The sequence below is a fragment of the Schinkia azotoformans LMG 9581 genome (assembly GCF_000307855.1).
In the GTDB taxonomy this organism is placed as follows: domain Bacteria; phylum Bacillota; class Bacilli; order Bacillales; family Bacillaceae_J; genus Schinkia; species Schinkia azotoformans.
Genome location: NZ_AJLR01000147.1, coordinates 25,055 through 36,998, shown reverse-complemented (window position 1 = coordinate 36,998; position 11,944 = coordinate 25,055). Strand labels below are relative to the sequence as shown.

General features: G+C 38.2%; 14 protein-coding genes. 2 read left to right on the top strand and 12 right to left on the bottom strand.

What is annotated here, in order from left to right; translation table 11 throughout:
* Nucleotides 1–59: 59 nt before the first annotated feature.
* The 6 genes from BAZO_RS17820 to BAZO_RS17795 all read right to left on the bottom strand — a co-directional run bounded on the left by BAZO_RS17820 (nucleotide 60) and on the right by BAZO_RS17795 (nucleotide 5,594).
* Complete coding sequence (locus BAZO_RS17820; RefSeq protein ID WP_003332817.1) at nucleotides 60–1,238, bottom strand: aminotransferase; 1,179 nt, start codon at nucleotides 1,236–1,238, stop codon at nucleotides 60–62.
* Nucleotides 1,235–1,732 carry an Lrp/AsnC family transcriptional regulator gene (locus BAZO_RS17815; protein WP_003332816.1) on the bottom strand — a complete coding sequence of 166 codons (498 nt, stop codon included), beginning with the start codon at nucleotides 1,730–1,732 and terminating at the stop codon, nucleotides 1,235–1,237. The genes BAZO_RS17820 and BAZO_RS17815 overlap by 4 nt, the downstream gene beginning before the upstream one ends.
* 135 nt (nucleotides 1,733–1,867) lie before the next feature.
* Nucleotides 1,868–2,386: a hemerythrin domain-containing protein gene (locus tag BAZO_RS17810; protein ID WP_003332815.1), complete on the bottom strand. Its 519-nt coding sequence runs from the start codon at nucleotides 2,384–2,386 to the stop codon at nucleotides 1,868–1,870.
* Between the two features lie 143 nt (nucleotides 2,387–2,529).
* Nucleotides 2,530–3,930 carry a sensor histidine kinase gene (locus BAZO_RS17805; protein WP_039957708.1) on the bottom strand — a complete coding sequence of 467 codons (1,401 nt, stop codon included), beginning with the start codon at nucleotides 3,928–3,930 and terminating at the stop codon, nucleotides 2,530–2,532.
* 4 nt (nucleotides 3,931–3,934) lie between these two features.
* Nucleotides 3,935–4,612: a response regulator transcription factor gene (locus tag BAZO_RS17800; RefSeq protein WP_003332813.1), complete on the bottom strand. Its 678-nt coding sequence runs from the start codon at nucleotides 4,610–4,612 to the stop codon at nucleotides 3,935–3,937.
* 4 nt (nucleotides 4,613–4,616) lie between these two features.
* Nucleotides 4,617–5,594, bottom strand: a complete 978-nt coding sequence (locus BAZO_RS17795) for a YncE family protein (RefSeq protein ID WP_003332812.1) — start codon at nucleotides 5,592–5,594, stop codon at nucleotides 4,617–4,619.
* 191 nt (nucleotides 5,595–5,785) lie between these two features.
* Between BAZO_RS17795 and BAZO_RS17790 the strand changes: the two genes are divergently transcribed.
* Nucleotides 5,786–6,505 (top strand): nitrous oxide reductase accessory protein NosL, encoded by a 720-nt coding sequence (locus BAZO_RS17790; RefSeq protein ID WP_003332811.1) that lies wholly within the window; start codon nucleotides 5,786–5,788, stop codon nucleotides 6,503–6,505.
* 214 nt (nucleotides 6,506–6,719) lie between these two features.
* On the opposite strand, the gene BAZO_RS17785 is transcribed toward BAZO_RS17790, so the two are convergent.
* The 6 genes from BAZO_RS17785 to BAZO_RS17760 all read right to left on the bottom strand — a co-directional run bounded on the left by BAZO_RS17785 (nucleotide 6,720) and on the right by BAZO_RS17760 (nucleotide 11,452).
* Nucleotides 6,720–7,466 (bottom strand): ABC transporter ATP-binding protein, encoded by a 747-nt coding sequence (locus tag BAZO_RS17785; protein ID WP_003332809.1) that lies wholly within the window; start codon nucleotides 7,464–7,466, stop codon nucleotides 6,720–6,722.
* The gene (locus BAZO_RS17780; protein WP_003332808.1) at nucleotides 7,456–8,286 is read right to left on the bottom strand and encodes an ABC transporter permease; all 831 of its coding nucleotides are present in this window, start codon (nucleotides 8,284–8,286) and stop codon (nucleotides 7,456–7,458) included. Before BAZO_RS17780 ends, BAZO_RS17785 begins: the two co-directional genes overlap by 11 nt.
* A 40-nt stretch (nucleotides 8,287–8,326) precedes the next feature.
* Nucleotides 8,327–8,809, bottom strand: a complete 483-nt coding sequence (locus tag BAZO_RS17775) for a nitrous oxide reductase accessory protein NosL (RefSeq protein ID WP_003332807.1) — start codon at nucleotides 8,807–8,809, stop codon at nucleotides 8,327–8,329.
* A complete protein-coding gene (gene nosD, locus BAZO_RS17770) occupies nucleotides 8,809–10,164 on the bottom strand; it encodes a nitrous oxide reductase family maturation protein NosD (RefSeq protein ID WP_233276047.1) in 1,356 nt (451 codons plus the stop codon). Before nosD ends, BAZO_RS17775 begins: the two co-directional genes overlap by 1 nt.
* A 102-nt stretch (nucleotides 10,165–10,266) precedes the next feature.
* Nucleotides 10,267–10,530: a DUF1871 family protein gene (locus BAZO_RS17765; RefSeq protein ID WP_003332805.1), complete on the bottom strand. Its 264-nt coding sequence runs from the start codon at nucleotides 10,528–10,530 to the stop codon at nucleotides 10,267–10,269.
* A 160-nt stretch (nucleotides 10,531–10,690) separates the two neighbouring features.
* Complete coding sequence (locus BAZO_RS17760; protein WP_157382173.1) at nucleotides 10,691–11,452, bottom strand: peptidylprolyl isomerase; 762 nt, start codon at nucleotides 11,450–11,452, stop codon at nucleotides 10,691–10,693.
* Between the two features lie 96 nt (nucleotides 11,453–11,548).
* On the opposite strand from BAZO_RS17760, the gene kapB reads away from it, so the two are divergent.
* Nucleotides 11,549–11,932, top strand: coding sequence for a kinase-associated lipoprotein KapB (gene kapB / locus BAZO_RS17755; protein ID WP_003332803.1), 384 nt, complete (start codon nucleotides 11,549–11,551; stop codon nucleotides 11,930–11,932).
* The last annotated feature ends 12 nt before the right edge of the window (nucleotides 11,933–11,944 follow it).

Here is an 11,944-nt window from a genome sequence, read left to right as displayed (position 1 = left end):
CAAACTTCAGGTCTCCTCCAGTTTGTACGGCGATGAGCAAGGCGCTTGCGCTTTTCTTATTATGCTTTTACTTGTAGGTTTTCAACAAACCGCTTCATACGTTTAATTGCTTCTTTTAACTGTTCCATGGAAGTTGCGTAGGAACAGCGTATATGTCCTGCTCCGCTTTCTCCAAATACATCACCAGGTACAACAGCAACCTTTTCTTCCATTAATAGATTTTGGGCAAACTCTTCAGAAGTTAAGCCTGTCCTTTTAATGGATGGAAAAGCATAGAATGCTCCCCCTGGCATATGACAGTCCAGACCAATTTCGTTTAGTGACTTGACAAAATAATTACGGCGTTGCAGATAACTCTTTTGCATATGAGCTACATCATCCATGCCGTTTTTCATCGCTTCAACAGCACCATGCTGGGCCATTGTAGGGGCACACATCATTGTATGCTGGTGTATTTTTAACATCGCTTGGATAAATACGCTTGGGCCGCAGGCAAAACCTAAACGCCAGCCTGTCATCGCAAATCCTTTTGAGAAGCCATTAATGACAATCGTCCGCTCCCACATTTCATCTATTGATGCAAAGCTGGCATAGCTATCTTCATAGCTTAATTCTGCATAGATCTCATCAGAAAAAACAATTAAATCATGCTTTTTCACGATATCAGCAATTTTTTCAAGCTCAGATTTTACCAACATTGAACCTGTTGGATTATTGGGTGAACAAATCAAAATAGCTTTTGTTCTCGGAGTGATCACTTCCTCAATTTGCTCCGGCTGCAGCTTGAATTCATTCTCAGCCGTTGTTTGTACAGGTACAGGAATACCGCCTGCGAGTTGAACAATTGAAGCATAGGCCACAAAACATGGTTCTACTATGATCACTTCATCACCAGGATTAATCGTCGCACGGACAGCTAAATCCAATGCTTGGCTTGCACCGACTGTAACTATGATTTCTTCCTCAGGAGAATAGCTGACCTCAAAACGATTTTTCATATATTTGCTGATTTCCCGCCGAAGCTCAATTAAACCTGCGTTAGCCGTATAGGCCGTGTAGCCTTGTTCCAATGATAGAATGCTGGCCTCACGGATAGCCCAGGACGTAACAAAATCAGGCTCACCTACACCCAAAGAAATAACCCCTTCCATACCGGAAGCAAGGTCAAAAAATCGACGGATACCAGAGGGCTTAAGGTTTATTACTTTTTCTGATAAATATTGCTGTCCGTGGGTCATGGTGTCACCACAATCCTACGATCCTTCTCGTCATCACCAAAAATTGTTCCATCATGCTTGTACTTTTTCATGATGAAATGTGTTGTTGTTGAAACGACAGAATCTAACGCTGAAAGCTTTTCAGACACGAAACGAGACACATCATGCAAAGACTTTCCTTCGATGACAACGGATAAATCATAAGCACCAGACATTAAGTATACTGACTGAACTTCTGGGAAACGATAAATTCTTTCGGCGATTTCGTTAAAACCTCTATCTCTTTTCGGAGTTACTTTTACATCAATCATCGCTGTAACGCCCGGATCACGCGCTTCAACCTTTTGCCAATCAATCACGGTCAAATACTTAAGGATAATTTGTCCGTTCTCCATTTTTTCAATAATTTCTTCTGTTTCTTTTACCGTTAGGTCGACCATCTTTGCAAGATCTTCCATGCTTAAGCGGCCATTCTTTTCAAGAATCTCTAGAATCTCAATTTCTTTTTGATTCATGGTGAGTGACACTCCCTAGATTTATATAGTTTTGAGACCAATTATATCAAAAATAGGAAAAATATCGAATACATTTTTGAAACTAATATAAAAAACCTACTGGTACTCAGTATTTCCAGTAGGATATTATACTATCTATTTAAAAATGTTCATTTTGCTTGATAATTTTTCTTTTTCACACTCTACTAAATGTCTTTCTGCAAATGGAAAAAGTACTTTTTCCTCTTTGTGAAAATGGTCAATAAGCGTTGTGTACGCAAACTCAATACAGGATAAAAGTGATAGTGCCTCAATTGGACTAAATGGCGTTTTCCGTTTTTCAAATGTCTCCATGAACTGGACAATTTTTTGCTCAACTGTTTTATGCTCATGATCCATTACCAATAACACATTATCGTCATCATCATAATATTGTTCTATGATTGGAAAGAGGAAATGCTCTTCTTTATATAAATGAATTTTCAAATGCGCGAAAAACATAACGACATGTTGATACAATTCAAACCATTTTCCATCCCATTCGTTGTCAAAGGAACTTTGTTGTAATTCCCGTACTAATTGGGAAATCTTTCTCATTTGACCTAAAAGTAAACCATGTGTACCCTTTAGTTGATCTAGCGGTTCACATAAATTACTTCCTTTGACTTCACTCATTTGCAACAGCTCCTTCTTATAGAAAAGGTCATCTAATGATCTAGACCGGATACCATAAGAATACTCTGATTGATTATCATGAAAAATGAAGTTTATCACACATTTGCACAATAAAATGTAGTTTATGTTATAAAACAAAAAAATCAAATGATTGGTAATTTAATGAATACCGTTGTACCAACACCTTCTTCACTTTCTATATAAAAATTACCTTCATGAAGTTGCACAATTTTTTGGACAATCGCTATTCCTAAGCCTGTACCGCCATAGACACGCGTTCTTGCTTTATCAATTCTAAAAAATCGTTCGCCGATGCGGTGAATGTCCTTTTTTGGGATTCCTATCCCGTTGTCTTTTATTGCAATTGTACAAGTATTGCCTTTCGATTTTTCCAATGAAACCCGAATAAATGAGTTTTCCGGTGAATAGCGTACAGCATTTTCCGTGATATTTTGAATAACCTGCTCGATCCGATCCTGATCTCCCATAATGATGATATCAGGATCCAGTTTTTTCTCAAAGCTGAGCTTTTTCTCGCGTAAAAATGGTTCAAATTTCTCAAGCGACTCCTCAATTAATTGGGCAAGCGCAATCGGCTGGATCTTCATTGGCAGTGATTTCTTTTCCAATCGGGCTAAATCGAGCAAGTCATGGACTAATCGCTGCATTCTACCCGCTTCACGATTGATTAATTGCATATACTTGATGGCCTCTTCTTTTTCAGAAATCGTCCCATCTAAAATGGCCTCACTATACCCTTTGATGTAACTGATCGGCGTCCTAAGTTCATGGGATACATTCCCCAAAAATTCTTTTCTCCGTTCATCCTCTTCATTTATCGCTTCCGACATTTGATTAAAGGCCATACCGAGCCTACCAATCTCATCATTGGAATAAACATGAACCTTTTCGCTGTAATCTCCCTTTGACATTTGATACGCTACCCGTTCCATTTCGTTTAACGGGGTTGTTAATTTTTTTACGATTCTCTTTCCAAAGAGAAGAGCAAATAAGCTAAAGATTAGACTAATAATCGTAATGATAAGGCTGGCCTCTTCAAAAACTTCATTAAGCGTGGCCAGCGGAATATAAAGATAGATAATACCCTTCAATCGCTTTTCATCAAGAAGCGGCACAATGACGCCCATTATATTCCTATCAAATTGTTTTTCATAACCAATTTTTGTGACACTTTCACCATTAATTAATCGTTCCCGATCCTCTGCGCCAATCAAGGTCTGATGATTTACATCAAAAGGCAAACAGGCACTTAATTCCTTCGGATCATTGACCATGACCACTTCGGATCTTGATATGTTGTTATACCATTCAATCTTTTCCTGAAGTTCAGGCGTTAACTCTCCGCCTGTGTATTCATTAGCCAGTTGAAAGCCTTCCTGTCTGAGATTAGTCTCGACGTCTTCAACATATATTTTTTTATATAAATAATGATACATACCATAGGAAACAGCGATCCCGGTCAACATAACAATACTAACGATAATCCATAATTTCTGTTCAAGAGAAAGAGAAATTTTATCCATTTTTTTAAACCTCAAATTTATATCCAATTCCCCAAACTGTTTGAATTAAACTGCCATGGCTTTTCAACTTTAATCTCAATGTTTTAATATGAGTATCCACTGTTCGAACTCCACCAACATAGTCAAATCCCCATACATTTTCTAATAGCTGTTCGCGACTTAGCGCCTGTCCAGTATGGCGACAGAAGAATAATAGGAGTTCATATTCCTTCAACGTTAAGTTAATGAGTTCACCTTCAAGATAAACTTGCCTTCCTTTAATATTTAATTGAATCGGCCCGAAAGATAGAGTCTCCTCCTCATCGCGTACACTCGGATTCGCCCGGCGAAGAACGGCATCCACCCGCGCAATTAATTCATTCGGACTAAATGGTTTTACGATATAATCATCTGCTCCCAACTTCAAGCCGTAAACCCGATCCCATTCATCTCCCCTTGCTGTTAAAAAGATAATCGGTACAGAAGAATGCTCTCTTACTTTCATAAGTAATGTAAGTCCATCGACCTTTGGCATCATAACATCCAAAATAATCAAATCAAAAGTATGTGATTTTAATAGATCAAGGGCAACTTGACCATCCTCTGCTTCGACGCAAGCGTAACCTTCTTTTTCAAGATACATGCGAATAAGACGTCTCATATCCGCTTCATCATCAACAACTAAAACTATACCTTTACTCATTTTCTCACACCTCTTTTTTGAACAGGATTTGGAAAGGACCCTTTCCAGCCTGAATCGTATCAACTATTTCCATCGTAGTAGGATCAACCTCGATAATTTCATTGCTGTCATAGCTTGCAATATAAATTAAATTATCAATAATCGAGATTTTAAACGGATTCGCGCCGATTTCCTTCACTGCGACAACTTCCTTTGTATGAATATTGATTTTTCGCAGTTGATTGGAGCCATGACTGACAACAAAAACATAGTCCTCCCATTTCTCCAAGTCTACCGGCATAATCGGTGCGTTAATTTCTCCTTTTATATCACCTGTATCCAATGAATATACCGTCACAGCATTCTCCGTCTTATGACCGACTCCATGGCCCCCGGTCCAAAGTTCATCATATGGTTCAATTAGTACGGCGCCTACAGAAGCTGGCTTCGCATGGATAACCTTTGTTTTTTCATATGATCTGCTATCGATGACAGTAATTTCAGGAGCATTGAAATTAATAGCAAATAATTGGTGCCTTTTTTTACTCTCCAATATCGTTAGCGGATCGTCTCCAACAGTTACTTCTGCTACTTTCTCCCCGCTTACTGTCCTCACTTGAATTTTATCATTTTCTTGATTAGCCAAGAATAGTTTTGAATCATCGTTCGAAATTTGGACATTAACAATTCCTTTTCCTGTTTTCCAGCGGTCCACTTCAGTTCCAGTCGTAATATCATATAAGTAGATTTTTTCTAAATGCTTCCCATATAAAAGCAGCGTTTTATTATCCGGTAATAACAAAGCACCTGTGAACGTATAGGGTATTGTCCACCTTGCCAGCTCTTCTTTTGTGTCTTGATCAAAAAAGGATAAGCTGCTCTCTAGCAGGTTAACAACGATAATCTGGTCTTTTGACGCCTCTATTTTTGTATATTGTTCCGCTCGGCAGCCCGTCAATAAGAGAGATAGGGTCAAAACTAGTAACCACTTTGTTTTATACATTACTTAACCCCCAAATCAAGTTACTATCTCCAGTATACCTTGTATATGTGTTGAAAAAGTGAATTCATTTTATAAAATTTTTATTAAACTTTTTCATTTCTATAAAGTTTACTCACAGATATTTCAAATCTTTTTATTAATCTGTAATTGGAATCAAAAATATAAATAATTTTTGGAGGTTAGATTTATTTATGAAGAAATTTTTAATTGTTTTATCAGTCTTTGGTTTACTAACAGCTGTAATCGCAGGATGTGGTACAGGCGGCAATGAAGGACAAAGTGGAGCACCTGTTGAAGGGACTACTGATGTTGAAAAAGCTGCTATGCAAGAAACAGATGGTGTAGGTGGAGATAAAGATGAAGCAGCGCAGAAAAATGAACCAGTGAATGTTGCTGTTGAAGCAACTGAACCTACCACAGAAACAAAATGCTCAATGTGCGATATGACAGTCTACCCTCACGACCATGATATGGGCAAATTTACAGGACAAGTTGTGACGGCTGATGGTGAACATTTATTTACAGATGATGTAGGTTGTTTAATGAACCAAATCCGAGTTCTTGAAGAAGCACCACAGGCTGCATGGGTGCGTGATTATAACACGTTGGAATGGGTGCCAGTAAGCAATGCAATTCCTGTAAGAGCAAGCATCGAAACTCCAATGAAAATGGGGTTTGCATTATTTGGTTCCGAGGAAGCTGCCGACAAATTCGTTACTGAAAATCCAATGTTAGCTGCTGTAGTAACATCTATGGATGATGTTGATAAGATTGCTTTAGAACGTCGTAAAGCAAAACTAGCAAAAATGAAAGCAGCAGAAGAAAAAGCAGCAGGTGCGGCGGGCGGTCAAGGACAGATGCAAATGGATGGCCAAATGAACGGTAACATGAACGGACAAATGAATCACTAATAAGAACAACAAAAAGGATTCCTTGCTACTATGGCAGGGAATCCTTTTTGTTGCTTTATATTGTAATAGGTTAAGTAAAGTTATCTGCTATCAAACGGGGATTGGCTCCTGTTTGGTGAGGATAAATCCTAGTTATCTACTATCAAACGCAACTTGCTCTCCGTTTGGTGAGGATAAGCGCAAGAGTTACCTGCTAATTAGCACTCTCCCCAAATCATACAGGTTGTTCAGCCTTCACCAACGAAAAGAATACTTCCTCCAACGTTGTTTTGACTGCGGAACTGTCGTTATTTCCTTTTGTCAACGCCTCGACTGTATCTGTAACAAGCAGTCGGCCGCTATTCATAAAAGCAACCCGATCGGCCAACTCCTCAACATCAGATAAAATATGGGAAGAGAATAAAATCGTGGTCCCTTTTTCCTTTTCTTCTTTAATAATATTTTTAAATTCACGAACCCAATACGGGTCCAAGCCGTTTGTCGGTTCATCGAGAATTAACAACGGTGCTTCCGGCAATAAACTTTGCGCTAATGCCAATCTTTGCTGCATGCCCTTCGAATACTCCCGCACCTTTTTATCCTTATCATTGGCAAGACCTACTTTTTCAAGAAGAAAATCAACTCTTCCTTTTGGTACATTTGATAAGTCGGCAAAAAAGCATAAAACCTCATAGCCTGTTAAAACTTTCGGAAATACCATCGCATCTGGCATGTAGGAAAAAAGCGATTTGTACACTGCTCTATTCATGTCCATCGTCATCCCTGACAGCTTGATCGTTCCTGACGATGGCTTCACATTGCCAATGATCATCTGAATTACGGTACTTTTTCCTGCTCCATTACCACCACATAGGGCGAAACATTCGCCTTTCGTAATTTCAAAATTAATATGCTCAATTCTATTAGAAGGACTATAGATTTTGCTTAAGTCATTGACTTCAACCATCAAATTATGCTCCATGATTGATCCCCCGTTTTAATATACTATTTGAAATCAAAATCGGAATGAGGACCCAAAGAATGGCGGTTAAAGCAAAAACAATTTGACCGATATTCCCTTCACTCCAAACGGTTAAATCATATAAATGAGGTCCAAAGATTGAACCGCTATCCAATGAAATAATTGTCCATACCCGAATTAATTCCACCGGATTTAATAAAATGGAGGCGGTAAACATCGCTAGAATCGCTTGTTTACCAATGACCATTGCTAAGCCCATAATGACAAATTCATAAAACAAAACTGTCACTGCCCACAAAATTAGACTGAGACCTAAAGCTTGAAACCTCGTTGATGAAAGCACGCCAACGAGCATGGCGAGACCAAGAAATAAGACCATTAGCAGCATCGTAAATCCATAAAACAATAGGAAAAAGTGGAGCGAAACACTTGCTTTACTAAAAAATAGAATCAAACTAGCGGCACCATAGCCGAATGTTATGACGGCAAACAATGTTACTAGTAACCCAATGAATTTTCCTACTAATATGCGCGAAGTTGGAATTGGATACGTAAATAAAAGGGTTAAGCTTCCATCCTCTTTATCTCCGGCAAGGGAAGTACTGCCAATTAATAGAGTTAATAGCGGAACAAGAAACAGAGATAAATTTAATAGACTTGCAGCCATACGGTTAAAGCCAGTGAACCCTGCTTCTTCTGCACTGCCGCCGAATAACACGATCGTAATCGCAAGCACTGTATATAAAATGGTAAAGCTGAAGACCCATTTGCTTCGGGAAATTACCTTTAATTCATGTCTTGCTATCATTAGCATATTCATTTCTTAATCACTTCCTTCTGTTTGGCACTTGACATTAGAATTAATGACCCTGCATGACCCAATTTACTTTTTCCAAGCCATTATAATCTAGCACTTCACCTTTTCCTTCTTTTTCAACATAGGATTCTGCTTGCTCCTTAGTTTCAAAAGAGACAACTCCGTATGCCATCGGAGTCCAAAACTCTGGGTGATACGCATGGTAGGCCTGTTCAAAAGGAACCCAATCAAGCGTTTCAAAATCTCTTACATAGGTTGCTCCAACCTCTTTGTCCTTGCCTTCACCATGTAAGTACTTCACCATACAGCCAATATCGTCAAACATATGAACCGTTCCATCCGTTTCAATTAACTGCGTGGCGAAATCCTCATGAGCAACAGACATATTACAAACCTCACAGGCATCAATTTCCGGATTGACTGCTCTCGGCTCATAACTTGCTTTACTTCCACACGCACTTACAAATAGTAAAAATGCCAACAATAATAGCAAATGTAACCCGCTTCGCTTCATTATTTTTTCCATCATAAAACCCTCCCACGGTAAAAAATAGTTATTCCCAGACTAACCATAACGATACCAATTAAACCAGCTAGCCAATTTCGCTCTGCATCAAGTCCAGTCTTATCAGCCTCATATTGAACAGGTTGGGTGTAGGGGTAACGATCCATTCCTTTTTCACCTGAAAAGGCCGGAAAGATCTTTTCAATCGAGGACCAGAGCTTGATCGTAGGACTTTCAAAAAAGAATTGCAGCATTGGATTTTCTTCTACCAATTTATCAAACAATTTGCCGGACTCATACGGAATTTCACCGATCCCGTCCCCATTTAAATCCATCCCGCTGTAATCATCCCAATAATTTCCTTGACCATTTAAATCCATCGGCTCAACAGATGTAAAGATTTTCGTTTGCACAATATTCCCGATAAAATTATTGTTAATCATCGTATTCCGTTCATTTTTATCCTTTAAATCCAAGCCAATATAATTTCCGGCAAAAACATTGCTCTCAATTTTACAATCTCTAGCATCCTGCAGGCTTAAACCGGTATTATTAAAAGTGACTCGATTATTTATAATGTTGATTCGGTCTGAATCAAAGATCAAAATGCCATGACCTCGATAATCTAAATTCTCGTTTATTACATTATCGGTAATATCGAAATCTTCCGCATCCATGATCATGACCCCGGTAATGTTTTTGGTTGAAATATTATCGTTTAAAAGACCCTTCTTGGCATACATAACATGGTATCCATACCTGGACCCTTCTACTTTGTTTCCTTTTACAGTGCTATCTTTTGCAAAATCAAAATAAATACCGTCCTGAACCTGCCGAATGACGTTCCCTGTTAACTCCGTTTCTTCAGCGTAAAATAAATGGACACCATTCCCTTTCTGTGAAAAATGACCATCATAACCGGTAATTTGATTATCAATTATTCGATTAAACCGTCCTTTTTGAATATAAATACCATAATAAATTTCTTTAAACACATTATCCTTGATCAGATTATTAGAGGATTCCACCCAAATTCCGGCGTCAGTACCCCTTTTCCCGCTCTTTTCAATTATGAAATTTTCAATTATGACATTGGGAGCTTTCACTTCAATAACGTTGCCGCTCCCATCGCCCGCTATAATTGCACCTTCTTCACCTATTAATTGAACCGATTTTTCTATTAATAAGCTGCCATTATACTGTCCTTTTTTCACCAAAATCGTTGAGCCTTCTGGTACTTGAGCAATCGCCTTCTGTATACTATCACCCGGTTTGACGACAATTTCTTCTTCCGCATTTGCAGCAGGCTGTAGTGAAAATGCGACTCCAATTAATAAAAATAATAAAAACAGCATGCGAATCATTATTCGTTTCACCGCCAATCTTCTACTACATACCATCATATCCATTAAATGTGAAGAATCAAAAAAGAAAATTTGAATAAAAAAAGAACTTACCTTACTAGGTTCGTTCTTCTTTTATACTGCATATGGGCTTGTTTCTTTTAATAACAGCATTCTTCTTGCAACCTTTTGACATTCAGGTAGAGGAATTGATTCCTCAAATGAAAATTCATAAATAAATTGAATTCTTTTTGCCAAATACTTTAGATCATCAATCTCATGGACAGCTTGAATAATATCGACTACTTCCACTTCATAAGCACCTGGTCCAAGCCCTAAAGGGTCCCACTTATTAATAACCTCTCTTAATTTTTCATTTAACATTTTCGACCCTTCCATCCAAACCACCTTATTAAAATAAATATCTTAATTCATATTCTTATTTTACGCCCGGAATCCTGCTTGGACACATAAGTTTTATTACAGATTTACGACATTATGAAAAGAACAAAGAAAAAGGGCACCACAACTGCATATGGCCCCTTCAAAAAAATTCGAATTATTTATCATTGACAACAATTTCATTGATAATAACTGACTCAAGTGGTGCACTTGATGTTGAATTGACTTTAACGCTAGCTATTTTATCTACAACATCCATACCTTCGATTACTTGTCCAAAAACGGTATGTACATGATCAAGCCAAGGTGTTCCCCCAACTTCTTTGTATTTATTAACGACAATTTCCGGGAAACCGGCCTGTTTCATTTGTTCTAATAATTCTTCATCAACTGTATCTGGACCTGCTTGAACAATAAAAAACTGGCTTCCATTTGTATCCGATCCACTGTTAGCCATTGACAAAGCCCCGCGGAAATTTGCTAATTCCGGAGCGAATTCATCTTCGAACGGACCACCCCAAATACTTTCGCCACCAGTACCATTTCCATTTGGATCGCCACCTTGGATCATAAAGTCACTGATGACCCGATGAAAGGTTAAACCATCATAATAACCGTCTTTACTATGTGTGATGAAATTTTCAACAGCTTTTGGTGCTTGTTTAGGGAACAGCTTAATTACAATATCGCCCATTGTTGTTTTCATTGTCACCACTGGCTCTTCATCACTAACTGGTTCAAACTGCGGCAAGGCTGTAATTTCTTGCCCATTGGCTTCTGTTTGTTCACCAGCAGTTTCTGATCCGTTTTTTGCAGCATCATTTTCTGTAGCTGTATTTTTATCTCCTTCATTTCCACCACAAGCCGTCATGACCGCAATCAAAATAACCATTACTGTATAAAAGAATATCTTTTTCATCTTATCTCTACCTTTCATTTTTATTTATCACTTTATATATGATAAGATTTTTAGCAAGGGTCTGTCAAAATTTCTCGTCGTGGGGGGACTAAACTAATGTCTGAAGAGTACCAAATCGGCCAAATCGTTACAGGAATCTATAAAACCGGAAAATATATTGGCGAGGTAACAGCAATCAAGCCGCAGCATATTACGATTCGTGTCAAAGCTGTTTTAAAGCATCCACTTCAAGGTGATCTGCATGCGCCAAGACAATCGGATGTTTTATTTTTCCATGAAAGAAGAGCATTAGCTCTAAATGAACAAACGAATATTCCGAAGACACAAGTTAAACTATATGAGGATGAAATGCCGGAGTATTATGAGTCATTGAAAAAGGTCGTTGATGACCAAATCACGGAGCTTAAAAATACAGATAGTGACTGGGCAAAACAATCGCTTAAAATTTTTGAAAGCTTGAAGAAAGAATACTTTAAATAATGGAAAAGGGGG

Coding starts and splice junctions, on each gene's coding strand:
- BAZO_RS17795 (WP_003332812.1), bottom strand. CDS start 5,594: ATGTATAAAACAAAGTGGTTACTAGTTTTGACCCTATCTCTCTTATTG.
- BAZO_RS17785 (WP_003332809.1), bottom strand. CDS start 7,466: ATGGAGCATAATTTGATGGTTGAAGTCAATGACTTAAGCAAAATCTAT.
- BAZO_RS17820 (WP_003332817.1), bottom strand. CDS start 1,238: ATGACCCACGGACAGCAATATTTATCAGAAAAAGTAATAAACCTTAAG.
- BAZO_RS17765 (WP_003332805.1), bottom strand. CDS start 10,530: ATGGAAGGGTCGAAAATGTTAAATGAAAAATTAAGAGAGGTTATTAAT.
- BAZO_RS17815 (WP_003332816.1), bottom strand. CDS start 1,732: ATGAATCAAAAAGAAATTGAGATTCTAGAGATTCTTGAAAAGAATGGC.
- BAZO_RS17775 (WP_003332807.1), bottom strand. CDS start 8,809: ATGGAAAAAATAATGAAGCGAAGCGGGTTACATTTGCTATTATTGTTG.
- BAZO_RS17790 (WP_003332811.1), top strand. CDS start 5,786: ATGAAGAAATTTTTAATTGTTTTATCAGTCTTTGGTTTACTAACAGCT.
- BAZO_RS17805 (WP_039957708.1), bottom strand. CDS start 3,930: ATGGATAAAATTTCTCTTTCTCTTGAACAGAAATTATGGATTATCGTT.
- kapB (WP_003332803.1), top strand. CDS start 11,549: ATGTCTGAAGAGTACCAAATCGGCCAAATCGTTACAGGAATCTATAAA.
- BAZO_RS17780 (WP_003332808.1), bottom strand. CDS start 8,286: ATGAATATGCTAATGATAGCAAGACATGAATTAAAGGTAATTTCCCGA.
- BAZO_RS17800 (WP_003332813.1), bottom strand. CDS start 4,612: ATGAGTAAAGGTATAGTTTTAGTTGTTGATGATGAAGCGGATATGAGA.
- BAZO_RS17810 (WP_003332815.1), bottom strand. CDS start 2,386: ATGAGTGAAGTCAAAGGAAGTAATTTATGTGAACCGCTAGATCAACTA.
- BAZO_RS17760 (WP_157382173.1), bottom strand. CDS start 11,452: ATGAAAAAGATATTCTTTTATACAGTAATGGTTATTTTGATTGCGGTC.